This window comes from Halobacillus sp. ABA4_118, assembly GCF_056160205.1.
Genome location: NZ_JBSWWS010000001.1, coordinates 248,725 through 263,607 on the forward strand (window position 1 = coordinate 248,725; position 14,883 = coordinate 263,607).

13 protein-coding genes are annotated in these 14,883 nt (G+C 48.3%); 2 read left to right on the plus strand and 11 right to left on the minus strand.

Annotated elements, in window-relative coordinates:
• Nucleotide 1: 1 nt before the first annotated feature.
• The 8 genes from ACXAGL_RS01355 to zapA all read right to left on the minus strand — a co-directional run bounded on the left by ACXAGL_RS01355 (nucleotide 2) and on the right by zapA (nucleotide 8,900).
• Nucleotides 2-775: an enoyl-CoA hydratase gene (locus ACXAGL_RS01355; protein ID WP_474969150.1), complete on the minus strand. Its 774-nt coding sequence runs from the start codon at nucleotides 773-775 to the stop codon at nucleotides 2-4.
• On the minus strand, nucleotides 775-1,377 hold the full coding sequence (locus ACXAGL_RS01360; protein WP_027955200.1) for a TetR/AcrR family transcriptional regulator: 603 nt from the start codon (nucleotides 1,375-1,377) through the stop codon (nucleotides 775-777). Before ACXAGL_RS01360 ends, ACXAGL_RS01355 begins: the two co-directional genes overlap by 1 nt.
• A gap of 99 nt (nucleotides 1,378-1,476) precedes the next feature.
• The gene (locus ACXAGL_RS01365) at nucleotides 1,477-3,180 is read right to left on the minus strand and encodes a long-chain-fatty-acid--CoA ligase (RefSeq protein WP_474969151.1); all 1,704 of its coding nucleotides are present in this window, start codon (nucleotides 3,178-3,180) and stop codon (nucleotides 1,477-1,479) included.
• 261 nt (nucleotides 3,181-3,441) lie between these two features.
• Nucleotides 3,442-3,849 (minus strand): DUF350 domain-containing protein, encoded by a 408-nt coding sequence (locus tag ACXAGL_RS01370; protein ID WP_474969152.1) that lies wholly within the window; start codon nucleotides 3,847-3,849, stop codon nucleotides 3,442-3,444.
• A 30-nt stretch (nucleotides 3,850-3,879) separates the two neighbouring features.
• Nucleotides 3,880-6,228: an endonuclease MutS2 gene (locus tag ACXAGL_RS01375; protein ID WP_474989519.1), complete on the minus strand. Its 2,349-nt coding sequence runs from the start codon at nucleotides 6,226-6,228 to the stop codon at nucleotides 3,880-3,882.
• Nucleotides 6,229-6,250: 22 nt separating this feature from the next.
• On the minus strand, nucleotides 6,251-7,969 hold the full coding sequence (gene polX, locus ACXAGL_RS01380) for a DNA polymerase/3'-5' exonuclease PolX (protein WP_474989521.1): 1,719 nt from the start codon (nucleotides 7,967-7,969) through the stop codon (nucleotides 6,251-6,253).
• A 102-nt stretch (nucleotides 7,970-8,071) separates the two neighbouring features.
• The gene (locus ACXAGL_RS01385; RefSeq protein ID WP_474969155.1) at nucleotides 8,072-8,614 is read right to left on the minus strand and encodes a CvpA family protein; all 543 of its coding nucleotides are present in this window, start codon (nucleotides 8,612-8,614) and stop codon (nucleotides 8,072-8,074) included.
• Nucleotides 8,607-8,900: a cell division protein ZapA gene (gene zapA, locus ACXAGL_RS01390; protein WP_474969156.1), complete on the minus strand. Its 294-nt coding sequence runs from the start codon at nucleotides 8,898-8,900 to the stop codon at nucleotides 8,607-8,609. The genes ACXAGL_RS01385 and zapA overlap by 8 nt, the downstream gene beginning before the upstream one ends.
• 151 nt (nucleotides 8,901-9,051) lie before the next feature.
• Between zapA and rnhC the strand changes: the two genes are divergently transcribed.
• On the plus strand, nucleotides 9,052-9,984 hold the full coding sequence (rnhC, locus tag ACXAGL_RS01395; protein WP_474989523.1) for a ribonuclease HIII: 933 nt from the start codon (nucleotides 9,052-9,054) through the stop codon (nucleotides 9,982-9,984).
• A 42-nt stretch (nucleotides 9,985-10,026) separates the two neighbouring features.
• On the opposite strand, the gene pheT is transcribed toward rnhC, so the two are convergent.
• From pheT to ACXAGL_RS01410, 3 genes are all read right to left on the minus strand, one after another.
• Complete coding sequence (pheT, locus tag ACXAGL_RS01400) at nucleotides 10,027-12,453, minus strand: phenylalanine--tRNA ligase subunit beta (RefSeq protein WP_474989525.1); 2,427 nt, start codon at nucleotides 12,451-12,453, stop codon at nucleotides 10,027-10,029.
• A 15-nt stretch (nucleotides 12,454-12,468) separates the two neighbouring features.
• Nucleotides 12,469-13,503: a phenylalanine--tRNA ligase subunit alpha gene (gene pheS / locus ACXAGL_RS01405; RefSeq protein WP_474969160.1), complete on the minus strand. Its 1,035-nt coding sequence runs from the start codon at nucleotides 13,501-13,503 to the stop codon at nucleotides 12,469-12,471.
• A gap of 319 nt (nucleotides 13,504-13,822) precedes the next feature.
• Complete coding sequence (locus ACXAGL_RS01410) at nucleotides 13,823-14,557, minus strand: TrmH family RNA methyltransferase (protein WP_474989527.1); 735 nt, start codon at nucleotides 14,555-14,557, stop codon at nucleotides 13,823-13,825.
• Nucleotides 14,558-14,668: 111 nt separating this feature from the next.
• Here ACXAGL_RS01410 and sspI point away from each other — a divergent pair, with 111 nt between their 5' ends.
• Nucleotides 14,669-14,881, plus strand: a complete 213-nt coding sequence (gene sspI / locus ACXAGL_RS01415) for a small acid-soluble spore protein SspI (protein ID WP_474969163.1) — start codon at nucleotides 14,669-14,671, stop codon at nucleotides 14,879-14,881.
• The last annotated feature ends 2 nt before the right edge of the window (nucleotides 14,882-14,883 follow it).

Sequence of the window (14,883 nt, forward strand, 5' to 3'; positions counted from 1 at the left end):
ATTAATGTTTGAAATCAGGTTTCCTCTTCTCAATAAACGCCTGAATGCCTTCTTTGGCATCCTCTTTCCCAAAGACATCGCCGAAGGCTTCCGCCTCAGCGCGGTTCCCTTCCTCGAACTGAGGATTATGTGTCAGAGGAACGAGATTCATCACATGATGAATCGTCGGACCACTCTTCTCCGCAATAGCAGCGGCCAGTTTTGCCGCCTCTCCATGCACTTCCTCAGCAGAAAAGCTCTTGTTGACCAGCCCGCTGGCCGCCGCTTCCTGCCCGGTGATTGGAACACCCGTCAAAATCATTTCATACGCTTTAGCTGCTCCGACGTATCTCGGAAGCCGCTGGGTCCCTGCAAAGCCTGGTATAATTCCAAGGTTGATTTCCGGAAGTCCAAGTTTGGCATCTTCTGCGGCGTAGCGGATGTGACACGCCATCGCCAGTTCCAGGCCGCCTCCAAGGGCAGCTCCGTGTATGGATGCAATCACTGGGATATGGAAGTTTTCGATCCGCTGAAAAAGCTTCTGTCCCTTGGAGGACAGGGACTTGTAATCATCCGCGCCCTGCAGGGTCGTGAATTCCTTAATATCTGCCCCGGCCGAGAAAAATCTTCCTTCGCCTTTCAGAAGGATGGCCTTGACGGATGCGTCCTGCTCCACCTTATCCAGTTCTGCAGAGAGGTCCTTTAGAATATGGCTCGACAAAGCATTGGCCGGAGGACTCTGCAGGGTGATCTCTGCAACATGGTTTTGGATTTCCATCGTTAATGTTGACAACATTACCTCTCCTCTTCTTCACGATTCCGGGCTAATCCATAGATAATTAAGCTATGGACTTCACTTGCCTGGTCTACTATGTTATAACGCTGATCCTTCATGACCCAGTTGGTTACCGTCTCATCCATCATCCCGAAAATCATCTGACGTACGAGACGGCGGTCCAAGCCATTTCGGAACAGCCCTTCCTCCACACCTTCCTCGACGATTTGGTCGATGACATTCAAATAGCGCTTTAAGACATTGTTGATTTTCTGTCTTAAGTCCTTGTTTGATTGTCTCAGCTCCAACTGGGTGACAATAGCCAGATGGTGATCGGCAGCCAGCTGCTCAAAGTGCGTATGGATCAGCGTATGGAGCTTTTCATCCGCTGACTGCCTGGAGGTGGTTTCCTGCTCAATCTTTTCTATGAACTGCCCCATTTTCTCCTGAAACAGTGAAACGAGGATATCTTCCTTGTTTTTGAAGTATAAATAAATCGTGCCGTCCGCCACTCCTGCTTTTTTAGCAATCTTTGATACCTGTGAGGAATGGTACCCATTTTCAGCAATGACCTCGACCGCTGCATCTATAATCTGTTTGAATTTCGGTTTGTTTTTTTTCATGTGGATATCTCCTTGATCTGTATACTGAAAATGAATGAATCATCATTCATTTATTATATTACATTCAAGGAAATATTCTGTCAACTTTCTTTTTTATGTTTATTGAATACTTTCGGATTCTTCATATTTCGCCTTCTCCTCCTCGACGAGCTGACGGCGCAGAATCTTACCAACAGCCGTCTTCGGAAGCTCATCTCTGAATTCATATAACCTCGGTACTTTAAAGGCCGCCATATGCTTCCTGCAGAATTCATTCAGTTCGTCTTCCGTAATATCGCTGTCCTGCTTTCTAACGATGAAAGCTTTGACGGTTTCCCCGCGATACGGATCCGGTACTCCGACTACAACCGCTTCCTGCACTTCGGAGTGTTCATACAGCACTTCCTCCACTTCACGCGGGTAAATGTTGTACCCACCGGCGATGATCATATCCTTTTTACGGTCCACGATATAGAAATATCCATCTTCGTTCATATAGCCCATATCCCCGGTCCGGAACCAGCCATCTTCACTCAACACCTGAGCCGTTTCCTCCGGACGGTTCCAATATCCCTTCATGACTTGAGGTCCTTTGACGACAATCTCCCCGATTTCTCCATAATCCGCTTCCTCATCCGCATCCATCTTGAAAATTTTCGAGTCTGTGTCCGGCCATGGAATACCGATGCTTCCGCTGACCCGATGGCCCCAGATAAGGTTGGAATGCGTGGTCGGTGACGTTTCAGTCAAACCGTAGCCTTCCACGAGACGGCCCCCGGTGATTTTCTCAAACTGTTCCTGCACTTCAACCGGAAGAGGCGCAGAACCACTGATGCAGGCTTCAATCGAGGATAGATCATACTTCTTCAAGTTCGGATGGTTCAACAGCGCAATATAAATGGTAGGTGCTCCAGGGAAAAGCGTCGGACGCTGTTTCTCGATGACTTTCAATACAGCTTCCGCATCGAATTTCGGCATAAGGATCATTTTGTTGCCCATCATAACCGACAAGTTCATCACCGAAGTCATGCCGTACACGTGGAAAAATGGCAGGATGGCAAGCACCCGCTCTTCTCCGTCCCTGCATTTATACAGCCATTTCTTCGCCATCTGTGTATTGACGATCAAATTGTAATGGGTCAGCATTACCCCTTTTGGAAATCCAGTCGTACCGCCGGTATACTGCAGCAGCGCTAAATCCTCCAAAGGATCCACATCAACCGGCTTTACTTCCCGTGTGCTCTCCTTTAAGAGATGGGTCCAGAGGTGGGTGTCCGTCGATTGCTCGGGCTTAACGAGCACTTGATATTGACGCTTCTGTATAAAAGGATAAATCTTATTCTTAGGAAATGGAAGGTAATCCTTAATTCCCGTCACTATAATATGTTCCAGATCTGTTTCCGGCTTCACATTCGCCGCCTTCGGATACAGGATATCGAGACAAATGATGACCTTGGCCCCAGAGTCCTTCATCTGATACTCCAGTTCCCTCTCCATATACAGCGGGTTCGTCTGAACGACAATCCCACCGGCAAGAAGCACACCGTAATACGCAACGACCGACTGCGGACAGTTGGGCAGCATGATCGAAACACGATCCCCCTTCTCCACACCCAGCTGCTGCAGGTAACTGGCTGCAGCCAGGGATTGATCGTACACTTCCTTATAGGAAAGCTCCTTCCCCATGAAATAAAGCGCTTTCTTTTCTCCGTAAGCTTGAGCGGTATCGCGCAGGTAATCCTGCAGTGGACGTTGGTCGTACTCCATTTCCACCGGTACTTCCGGCGGGTAGTACTTGTGCCATGGACGCTGAAAGTCTGTCATACTCACATGCCCCCTTTTTTATCTTCTCTTCTATTATAACGACACTTCCCCAACATTTGAAATACAATTTAAAATTTTGAGAATATTTGACAAGAATCTACAGAATATAAAAAAATTCACCGGAGTCCGTCTCCGATGAATTCAATCGTTCTCTTCTAGTACACGATACAGCTAAATGATGAAATACAAAATACCGACTATGAGAAATAGAGCGGCAACGACCATGAGGACTTTCGCTAAGGTTTCCAAACGACTCGCTCCCTAAATAATATTCGCCCCGATCACATAGGAAAGACCGACGGATATGATAAGGGAAATAAAACCGACAGCCCTGTTGTCCGCAGCAATTTCCTCGTCTATCTTGAACGAAGGCGTTAAAAATTCAAAGATGAAATACCCGCCAATCAGAAGACAGAAGCCGTAAAGGCCCCATCCCATCGTCTGGGTGAGGGCATCATTATGTTCAATGGAGAAGCGGAATATGTTAGCGATTCCGAATAATTTCCCGCCCGTAGCCATAGCTACGGCGAGATTGCCTTTTTTTATTTCCTCCCAGTTGTTATAGGAAGTCACAATTTCAAAAATCGCCATGAATACGACCAGACACAGGACGACAACACTGTAACTGGCGGCTGTTTCCACTAATGGATGTTCCCAAAAATCAGTCATACTTGCTCCCGCTCCCCTTTTCGTTGAACATTAGCGGAGTTCCAGTACGGTGACTCCACTTCCACCTTCATTCATACCCCCTGCACGGTGGGAGGCTATGCTCCGGTGGTTTTTCGCATAGTTCTGAACCGCTGTCCGCAGCGCTCCTGTACCTTTTCCGTGAATGATGGACACTTGCGGATATGCGGCAAGCAGTGCATCATCCACATACTTCTCCAACCGGTTCAGGGCATCTTCGTAACGCTCCCCGCGCAGGTCCAGTTCTGGTTTTACATGAAAACTTTTCCCTTTGACCGTCGCCATCGGCTTTTCTTTATAAGGCTCCTTAGCTTTTACGAATTCCAGTTCTTTTCGTTTCGCTTTTACTTTCATAACTCCAACTTGAACCTGATATTCGTTTTTTCCCGTCTGATCCACGATGGTGCCCTGCTGGTTCAGTGTAAGCAGCTTCACTTCGTCACCCGGCTTCAGTTCTTTTGTTTCTTTCTTTTTAGGTGTCGGAGCTTCCTTGGCTTTTTTCTTCGCCAGTTCTGGCTGCGCCTCGTCGAACATCTTCCGGGCTTCAATCCACTCGTGCTCTTTCATCTGCGACTGGGTTTTCATATTCCGGATTTCGCCGACAATGGTTTCTGCCTCTTCACGGGCCTGCTGGATCGCTTTTTCCGCTTTCTGCTCCGCTTTTTCATACAGCTTTTCCCGCTGATTCTCGAACTGGTTCCATTTTTCCTCCAGTTCACGCTTCAGCTTCTCTGCCTCGGCGAGCATCTCTTCGGCTTCTTCATAATCGCGTTCGGCTTCACGTTTAGATTCTTCGAGAGAGGCAATCATATTTTCCACACTCTGTGAATCGACACCGATATGGCTTTTCGCAGATTCAATCACGTTTTCCTTCAGACCAAGACGTCTGGATATCTCAAAAGCGTTACTGCGTCCCGGGACGCCGATCAACAGCCGGTATGTCGGCTTCAATGTCTGGATATCAAACTCCACAGACGCATTAATGACCCCGTCCCGGTTATATCCGTAGGCTTTCAGCTCAGGATAGTGAGTCGTTGCGATGACGCGGGCATCCCGTTGAACGACCTCATCCAGGATTGACATCGCAAGAGCAGCCCCCTCCTGCGGGTCTGTTCCTGCTCCCAACTCATCGAATAAGACGAGGGATTGATGGTCGACCTTATCTAAAATATCCACGATATTGGTCATATGGGAAGAGAACGTAGATAAGCTCTGTTCGATGGACTGCTCATCCCCTATATCCGCATAAACTTCTTTGAATACCGCAAGCTCACATCCATCAAGCGCGGGGACCTGCAGGCCGGACTGAGCCATAAGCGTACATAAGCCTACCAGCTTCAGGGTGACGGTTTTACCCCCGGTGTTCGGACCGGTGATGACAATGGATGTGTAATCCTCTCCGATCTCGATATCGTTCGGGACTACTTCCTCACCGTCAATCAAGGGGTGTCTCGCCTGTTTCATCTTAATACGGCCTTCATTATTCATGGCAGGCATGGAGGCTTTCATCTGCTGTCCGAGTTTGGCTCTGGCAAACATGAAGTCGATCTGTCCAAGAATCTGTACATTGTACGACAGGACCGCGTGTTCCTCCGCAATCGATTCAGATAGTTCTTTGAGAATCTTTTCAATCTCATTTCTTTCCTTCACGCGAGCTTCCTGCAGGTTATTGTTCAAATCCACGACGGATTGAGGTTCGATAAACAAGGTGGCTCCTGAAGAAGACTGATCATGGACAATCCCTCCAATTGAGCCACGGTACTCTTGTTTGACCGGGAGGACGTAACGTTCGTTACGGATGGTCACAATGGAGTCTGAGAGCATTTTGGATTTTGATTTTGTAAAGGAATCCATTTTGTCCCTCACCCGGCTCTCATACGTACGGATGCTGGAGCGGATGGTGCGGAGTTTTTCAGAAGCCCCATCCATCACTGTTCCATGCTCGTCGATGCAGTTCCTGATTTCCTGCTCCAGTTCTTTTAATGGAACAAGACTGGCGGCCAGTTCTCTCAGAATCGGCATTTCCGGATCTTCCATATCATCTATGAAACGCTTCAGCTGACGGCCGCCGTAAATGGTGCTCGCTATATCCAGACACTCCAGCGGGCTCAGTGTTCCGCCGATGGTCGTGCGCTTGATGCTCGGCTTAATATCAAAAATCCCACCAAGAGGCACATGCCCTTTTAAACGGAGGACCTGCCCGGCTTCATCTGTTTCTTTCTGCAGCTGGATGACTTCATCAAGTTCTGATGACGGCTTGAGTGCTGCTGTTTTCTCTTTTCCCAAAGAAGAGGCTGCCTGCTCGTTCAGCTGTTCAATAATCTTTTTATATTCAAGTACATGAAGGATTCTTTGATTCATGCCTGACCGACTCCTTTTATTCCTACTTACGAATCTTACATTGGTCCATGAACCGCTCTTTCGTCCATGTGTTCACGACCGTTTCTTTTCTTAACCAGCCTTTACGGGCCGTGCCGACCCCGATTCTCATGTGCTCCAGCATAGCGTAGCTGTGAGCATCCGTGTTGATGGCGATATTCACACCAGCTTCCTGGGCCTTCATGAGCCACTCCCAGTTCAAATCAAGACGGTTGGGGTTGGCGTTCAGCTCAAGAATGGTACCTGTGCGTGCCGCTCCTTCAATCAACTGTTCCAGATTTACCGCGTAGCCTTCACGGCGTCCAATCAAACGTCCCGTAGGGTGGGCAATCATATGCACATGCGGGTTCTCAAGGGCATTCATCAATCGTTCCATAATCTGCTCCTCGGATTGTTGGAAGCTTGAGTGGATCGATGCGATTACGAAGTCCATCTCTTGAAGAAAGTCATCCTCAAAGTCGAGGCTTCCGTCTGGGAGGATGTCCATCTCTATGCCTGCAAATATATGAAAATCTTCCATCGTTTCATTGATTTCTTCAATTTCTTTCCGCTGCTCGCGCAATCGTTTTTCATTCAAACCGTTTGCCACTCTCAAATACTTGGAGTGGTCGGTAATGACGATGTAGTCATACCCTTTTTCCTTCGCTCTTTCCGCCATTTCCTTAATGGACTGGGCGCCGTCACTCCACGTCGAGTGCATATGAAGATCGGAGCGTATATCAGGAAGATCGACAAATTGGATCTTTTCCTTAAATTTTTCAACCTCTCCATAATTCTCACGGACCTCCGGAGGAATGAAATGGAGGTCAAAATGCTTAAAGAAGTCTTCCTCGGATTCAAAGGTTTTCACTTCACCCGTATGGATGTCTTCAATTCCGTACTCGCTGATTTTTTCATCCTGCTCTTTCGCCAGCTGTCTCATGGCCACGTTATGGTCTTTGGATCCGGTAAAATGATGAAGGGTGGTCGCAAATTCATGAGGCGCCACAATACGGAAGTCAATGCCGATGTCATAGCCCTCATGGACAACGATGGAAACCTTTGTTTCCCCGGAAGCGACGACTTCTTTCACGTCTGGATAAGCCAGAAGCTCATCTCTTGTTGCTGCCGGATTCTCCGACGCAATAATAAAATCAAGATCCTTGATCGTTTCTCTCATTCTCCGCAGACTTCCTGCGCGGGAAAAGCGCTCAAACGTCTCCGCCTGCTCCAAGTAAGCTTCCACCTTTTCTGCCAGCGGCAGCATGATGGCAATCGGCAGACGCTCCGGGCGGGAATTTGCCTCTTCAAGAGCTTTCAGCATTTTTTCGGCAGACTTTTTACCGAAACCTTCCAGTTCCTCCACCCTGCCGGACTCCAGTGCTTCCTTCAGCGTTTCTGCGTCCGTCACTTCAAGCTTTTGGTAGAGCTTGGCCAGCTTTTTGCCGCCCAGTCCCGGCAGGTCCAGAAGAGGAACGAGTCCTTCAGGCACTTCTGCCTGCAGCTGCTTCAGCGTATCTGATTCTTCGTTGGCGATATATTCGTCGATGACCGCCGCCGTTCCTTTCCCGATCCCATTCATCTTTGTAAAATCATCTATCTCACTCAGGGAGCGGTCATCCCGCTCCAACGCCTGGGCCGCTTTCCGGTAGGCGGATATTTTAAATGGATTTTCGCCTTTCAATTCCAAATAAACAGCGATTTGTTCCAGCAATTTAATGACCTGTTTCTTATCGACAGCCATTGTTCATCGTCTCCTTTTTATATGAGTGATGCAGATGCTCATGAAAAAACCGCCATGATTACTATCACAGCGGCTCAACCTTCATTCCAAAATCGTACCTGCTCAGCCCGCTACGTGTTCAATCCACAGATTTTCCAATTCATTGGAAAGCACCGGCGTATGTTCAATGATCAGCTGGGCTAACAGGGACCCGTCCAACGCACTCTGCACCCCGGCTACAGGTACCAGCGCGGCTATGTACAACACGACAAATAGAATGACATAGTTTTCGACGAAGCCCAGTATGCCACCCAGCAGGGTATTCAATGAATTCAAAATCGGCAGCTCCGATACGAAATCCAGCATGGAGGCTATAATATGAAGCACAATCTTCGCTCCGAAAAACAGGATGGCAAAAGCCACTGCGTTATAAAAAGCCTGTTCAAGCGGGAGGTTATCCAGAAATACAGCCCACGAGGCGTCTGCCGGCAGTTCGGGGTAGGGAACCCACAGGGTCAGCTTCGGGGAGAGATCGTCATAATAGATGACAGCTGCCACAAAGGCAACGATAAATCCGATTAAATGAAAGAGCTGAAGGATGAAACCTCTCTTCAACCCGGTAAGTATTCCGATAAACATAAGAAACAATAGCAGTAAATCAATCATTTTTTCTGTCGTCCTCTTTCTCCAGCTTTTCAATATAATTCATAAGTTCCGCACATTCGTCTTTTAATTTAATGTATTCATTCATTGTATTTACAGCGGTCAATACAGCGAGCATGGAAGTATCCAGACTAGGGTTCGCTTCATGGATTTCGCGCATTTTTTGATCCACCAGACTCGATACCATACGGATATGATGAGGCTCTTCATGACCAACTATCGTGTAAGATCGTTTATTGATCTCCACGGTGATTCTTTTTTTCTCTTGGTCTGACTGCGACACATTCATACCCCCTAGTTTCTCTCAATCCTAAACTTAATATTAACATGACTATTCTCCTTAGGGAAACCAATATGGATGTTTTTCGCAAATGTTCTCATTTTTACGCCGTTCTGCTATACTGTGGTTATTATTTTGGTACGAAAGAAAGGAACGAATTATGCCTCAAGTTGTCTTAACACTGCCCACCTCAACCTTAGAGAAAATGAAAACCTATTACGCATCCCAGAGCAAGCCGAATGTCCCTTCCAGTGCATTATTTGCTGCAAAAACAACGGCCTGCACCATTACCGCCTACCGCTCCGGGAAAGTCCTCTTCCAAGGAAAAAATCCTGAAGAAGAAGCCGACAAATGGGGGACCGGATCTTCTGCATCCGGTCAGAAGAAAAAGAGTTCCTCCCACCACCGCTATCATCCGTCAGAAAGCTTATTCACCAGCTCTCATATCGGGTCAGATGAAGCAGGAACCGGTGACTACTTCGGCCCCATCACTGTCGCTGCCGCTTATGTAACAGCGGAGCAGATTCCACAATTGAAGGCCATCGGTGTTAAGGACTCCAAAAATCTGTCAGATGCACAGATTACCGACCTGGCCAAGGACCTGGCTGCCTTAAAAATCCCATACAGTCTGCTGCGTCTGCCTAATAAAAAATACAACCAGCTGCAGAAAAAAGGATGGAGCCAGGGGAAAATGAAAACGATCCTTCACCACCAGGCCATCAACCGGCTTTTGGAAAAAATCGCCCCCGAAAAGCCGGAAGGAATTTTGATTGACCAGTTTTCCCAGCCGGATGTCTACCAAAAGCATCTGCGGTCTGAAAAACAGCAGCTTCAGGAAAACGTCTACTTCATGACGAAAGCGGAAAGCTATTCCATTGCCGTAGCAGCTGGATCGATCATTGCCCGGTCAGCTTTCGTCAAAGCGATGGACACGCTTGAATTCGATACGGGGCTGCCGATTCCAAAGGGCGCTTCAGGGAAAGTGGATAAGGCCGCTGCCGCCGTCATTGAAGCATACGGAGAAGACAAGCTCGATGAACTGGCGAAAGTCCACTTTGCCAACACCGATAAAGCGAAGAAATTTGTGAAATGACAGAGAAAACCCCCGCCGGGGCATCCCGGCGGGGGTTTTGCATTACCCGCGAAGTTCTGCTTCGTGCTTGTCTTTAACAGCAGCTAAGATTTGCTCATGGGCTTCTTCTACTTCCTGGTCTTTCAGAGTACGAACAGGATCAAGATAAAGCAGACGGAAGGCAAGGGACTTCTTGCCAGCTTCCAGATGCTCTCCCTGATAGACGTCGAACACTTGAACATCTTTCACAAGCGGCGCACCTGCTTCAGAAATCGTCGCTTCAATCGCACCTGCTGATACATCCTCGTCCACGACCAGCGCGATATCCCTTGAAACAGAAGGATGTCTCGGAATGACACGGAACGTCTCTTCTTTTTCATAAGACTGGAACAAGGCTTCAAGGTTTAGATCGAACACGTAAGTTTCTTTCAAGCCGAATTCTTTCTGCAGCTTCGGATGTACCTGACCAGCAAAGCCTGCGATACGGCCTTCATGACGGATGACAGCTGTACGGCCCGGGTGCATGGATGGCAGTTTCGCCTTTTCGTAAGTGAAGGAAAGGCCGAGCTGATCTCCAAGACCTTCGACAATGCCTTTGACGACAAAGAAGTCGACCGCTTTTTTCTCCTGCTGCCACAAATGAGATGTCCAGTCGCCGGTAAGGGCTCCTGAGGCACGCAGCATTTCGGACGGCTGTTTCGTCACTTCCTGCTCATCACTGATGAATACCGTACCTACTTCATAATAGGCCAGGTTCTCTTGTCGACGGGCAACGTTATAAGATAGGGATTCCAGCAATTCAGGCAGGATGCTCAACCTTAGATAGGCGTGATCCTCACTCATCGGCATAGCCAGACCTACAGGGCTCACGGCTGCTTCCTCTACTTCCGGACTGACGAGCATAACGGCTTTATCTTTATGTGTCAGGGAGTACGTAATGGTTTCGTGAAGACCTGCACCTTCGAAGTATGCTTTCACGCGGCGTTTCAACTGTTGATTCACAGTGAGTCCGCCTGCCTGTGATTCTCCTTCCGGAAGGGTGAATGGCAGATTATCATAGCCGTAGATACGGGCAACTTCCTCAAGGATATCTTCAAAAATGGTGATATCGCCGCGGCGGGTAGGAATCGTTACATCAAACTGCCCGCCGTCCTGGTTGTATACAAACTGCAGACGACGGAAAATATCAGCCATTTCCTCGTTGGAAATCTCGGTACCGAGCCGGTCGTTGATCACACTCGTATGGACGGTTACCTGCTTTTCGGAACGGTCAAGCTTGTCGAAGGAAGCATTCCCTTCCAGCACACGGCCTCCGGCATACTTTTGAAGAAGCTCACAGGCACGCTTTCCGGCGCGTTCTACGCGGTTAGGGTCCACCCCTTTTTCAAAACGTGAGCTTGATTCACTGCGCAGCCCGTGGTCCTTGGAAGCTTCACGAACGACAGAAGGGGCAAAATACGCGGCTTCCAGGATGATCGTTGTCGTGTCTTCCTGGACTTCCGATTCCGCTCCGCCCATCACACCGGCGATCGCATGCGGTTTTTCCCCATTCGTTATGACCAGGTGACGGCTGTTCAATGTGCGCTCCTGGTCATCCAATGTGACGATTTTCTCGCCATTTTCCGCTCGACGTGTGCGGATGGTTTGAGAACCGAAGCGGTCATAGTCAAATGCGTGAAGGGGCTGGCCGTACTCCATTAACACGTAGTTGGTAATATCCACAACATTATTGATCGGACGGATTCCAGCAGCTGTCAGACGGTTGCGCATCCATAACGGTGATGGGCCGACCTGAACATCCTTGATAACGAAAGCGCCGTAATAAGGATTGGCCTCTGGGTCGTCTACTTCAACCGCAAGCAGATCAGATGCTTTCTCATCAATGGTTTCAACTTTTTCTTCAGCCAGTGTGTAGGCGCCGTCAATCGCAGCAGCCACTTCATAAGCCACTCCCGCCATACTCATCGCATCCGAACGGTTCGGAGTCAGTCCAAGCTCAATGATCAAATCATCAAGGTTCAGTTCAGAGACAGCGTCGGCACCGATTTCTGTATCCTCCGGGAATACGAATATCCCTTCTGCATATTCCTTAGGTACATCCTTTTCATCCACACCAAGCTCTTGAAGGGAACAGATCATCCCGTTGGAGGCTTCCCCGCGGAGCTTCGTTTTCTTAATTTTGAAGTTCCCCGGAAGGACAGCTCCCGGTACAGCGACTGCGACTTTCTGACCTTCGGCCACGTTTGGCGCGCCACATACGATCTGAAGCATTTCTTCACCAACGTCAACCTGACAGAGATTCAGTTTATCCGCATTCGGATGCTGCACACAGGATGTCACTTGTCCAACCACGACCCCCGTGACGCCCTCTGCTACAGGCTCTACGCTTTCTACTTCAATCCCCGTTTTTGTAATGATTTCAGCCAGGTCCTCCGGAGAGTAGGCGCTGACATCAATGTATTCGTTCAACCAGTTTAAAGATACAAGCATTTTTCCATTCCTCCCTTAAGCTTTATGATACTGTTCCAAGAACCGGATATCGTTGGTATAGAAGTGACGGATATCGTCGACCCCGTATTTCAGCATGGCGATCCGTTCAGGTCCCATTCCGAAAGCAAAGCCGGAGTATTCGCTGGAATCGTAGCCGGCCATTTCCAATACGTTCGGGTGGACCATGCCCCCGCCGAGAATTTCAATCCAGCCCGTTCCCTTACAGACGGAACAGCCTTTACCTCCGCACACTTTACAGGAAATATCCATCTCAACCGATGGTTCTGTGAACGGGAAGAAACTTGGACGAAGGCGGATTTCACGTTCCGCTCCGAACATCTGCTTCGCAAATGCATTCAGTACGCCTTTCAGATCACTCATGCGGACATGCTTATCTACAAGCAGACCTTCAATCTGGGTGAACTGGTGGGAGTGCGTGGCATCATCGGTGTCACGGCGGTACACTTTACCAGGACAGATCATTTTCACAGGTTCAGCACCGTTTCTTGTCCCCATCGTTCTTGCTTGTACAGGCGAGGTATGGGTACGCATCAACAACTCTTCTGTAACATAGAAGGAATCCTGCATATCACGGGCCGGGTGGCCTTTCGGCAGATTCAACGCCTCGAAGTTGTAATAATCGGTTTCTACCTCTGGTCCTTCCTTGATTTCAAAGCCCATACCGATGAATAAATCCTCAATTTCTTCTACAATGCTCGTCAACAGGTGCGGACCGCCTACGTGAACCGGACGGGCTGGAAGGGTTACATCAATGCTTTCCTCTTCCAGCTGTTTCTCAAGCGCCTCGTCCTCAAGACCTGTCTGTTTCGCTTCGATCGCTTCTGCAATGCTCTCACGCACGTCATTGGCGAGCTGTCCGATGACCGGGCGCTCTTCCTTCGATAATTTGCCCATGCCGCGGAGTACTTCCGTGATCGGTCCTTTCTTCCCTAGATACTCGACACGAATGTCTTTCAACCCTTGAATGGAATCAGCGTTCTCCACCTTCTGCAACGCTTCCTGTTTCAGCTGCTCTAAACGTTCCTTCATCAGTAATTCCTCCTTTAATGAAAATAAAAAAAGCCCCCTCCCTGTAAAAAGGGACGAGACTTGTATGGTTTGTTTCGCGGTACCACCCTTGTTGACACCTGTGGTGCCCACTTGTATGAAATAACGGACGTTCATCCGGGCCGAAACGGCCAGCTCCAGAGTGAAATTTCAACGAATGTCACGATGGCAGCACTCCCAGTCTATGGTGCTTCCTCCCTGAAACGATTCCCATTCATTTACTTTGCTCTATCTCAGCTATTGATCGATGTAATTATTAGAACTGCATTTATTATAGTCAAAGTTGCTGCTGGATGCAACCTCAGCTTTTCAAATGATACATAAGAACAGCACCCGCAATGGCAGCATTCAATGACTCCGCCTGTCCATATATCGGGATATACACCTGCTGATCTGCCGCCTCGACAAGTTCTTGAGAGATGCCGCTGCCTTCATTTCCAACCACTAAAGCAGCTTTCTCAGGAACCGCCAGCTCTTTATATGAGACGGCGTTCTCCAGCGCAGAGGCCCAGATTTCCACACCCTGATCCTTCAATTCGTGCACGTAAGCGCCGAGGCCTCCTGTAAAGACCGGTAAATGAAACAGAGATCCTTGAGAAGCACGGATCACTTTATCATTAAAAATATCCACAGAACCCGTACCGACAATGACCTGGTCGAAACCGGCAGCATCTGCTGTACGGATCAGTGTCCCGATATTTCCCGGATCCTGGACAGCATCCAGCATCAAAGTAAGACTTCCCGGCGTAAAAGTATAATCTTCTTTAGCGACAACCGCTGCAATTCCTTGAGGCGTTTCGGTTTCAGCAACAGCCGCAAAAACATCACGGCTGACAATCGTATAAGGAATATCATCCGGAAGTTCGATGTCCGTTTCTTCGCGGACGATCAATTCTTTAACGGTCCAGCCGCTTTTCATCACCTCTTCAAACAGATGAAACCCTTCTACAAGAAACGTACCTGTTTGATTTCTATACTTTCGTTTATGTAGTTTCTTCCAATCCTTCACTTTTGCATTTTGTAAGGAAGTGAGCATTATCGTCCCTCTTTTCCTGGTTATTTCTCATTCATCATACATAGCCGCACCACGGTTGGTCAAACTAATCATGAATAATTTTCGAATCCTATTACAAAGGAGGACTTGACGATGAATTTAAATCTGCGCGCAGCGATTCTGTCCAATGTCAGCAATCATAATGCCGAACAGCTTGAAGCCACTATTGATGATGCCCTGCAGAAGGGTGAGGAAAAAATGCTTCCCGGGCTTGGCGTATTCTTTGAAATGCTGTGGAAAGAATCCGATGAACAAGAACGCCAGGAAATTCTTGATACATTAGAACAAGGCTTAAAACAGAAATAAGC

What these genes read in the sequence shown, in the direction of transcription:
- ACXAGL_RS01385 (WP_474969155.1), bottom strand. Translation starts at nt 8,614, where the DNA reads ATGATTGATTTACTGCTATTGTTTCTTATGTTTATCGGAATACTTACC.
- ACXAGL_RS01360 (WP_027955200.1), bottom strand. Translation starts at nt 1,377, where the DNA reads ATGAAAAAAAACAAACCGAAATTCAAACAGATTATAGATGCAGCGGTC.
- polX (WP_474989521.1), bottom strand. Translation starts at nt 7,969, where the DNA reads ATGGCTGTCGATAAGAAACAGGTCATTAAATTGCTGGAACAAATCGCT.
- pheT (WP_474989525.1), bottom strand. Translation starts at nt 12,453, where the DNA reads ATGCTTGTATCTTTAAACTGGTTGAACGAATACATTGATGTCAGCGCC.
- ACXAGL_RS01375 (WP_474989519.1), bottom strand. Translation starts at nt 6,228, where the DNA reads ATGAATCAAAGAATCCTTCATGTACTTGAATATAAAAAGATTATTGAA.
- rnhC (WP_474989523.1), top strand. Translation starts at nt 9,052, where the DNA reads ATGCCTCAAGTTGTCTTAACACTGCCCACCTCAACCTTAGAGAAAATG.
- sspI (WP_474969163.1), top strand. Translation starts at nt 14,669, where the DNA reads ATGAATTTAAATCTGCGCGCAGCGATTCTGTCCAATGTCAGCAATCAT.
- ACXAGL_RS01355 (WP_474969150.1), bottom strand. Translation starts at nt 775, where the DNA reads ATGTTGTCAACATTAACGATGGAAATCCAAAACCATGTTGCAGAGATC.
- pheS (WP_474969160.1), bottom strand. Translation starts at nt 13,503, where the DNA reads ATGAAGGAACGTTTAGAGCAGCTGAAACAGGAAGCGTTGCAGAAGGTG.
- ACXAGL_RS01365 (WP_474969151.1), bottom strand. Translation starts at nt 3,180, where the DNA reads ATGACAGACTTTCAGCGTCCATGGCACAAGTACTACCCGCCGGAAGTA.
- zapA (WP_474969156.1), bottom strand. Translation starts at nt 8,900, where the DNA reads ATGAATGTGTCGCAGTCAGACCAAGAGAAAAAAAGAATCACCGTGGAG.
- ACXAGL_RS01410 (WP_474989527.1), bottom strand. Translation starts at nt 14,557, where the DNA reads ATGCTCACTTCCTTACAAAATGCAAAAGTGAAGGATTGGAAGAAACTA.
- ACXAGL_RS01370 (WP_474969152.1), bottom strand. Translation starts at nt 3,849, where the DNA reads ATGACTGATTTTTGGGAACATCCATTAGTGGAAACAGCCGCCAGTTAC.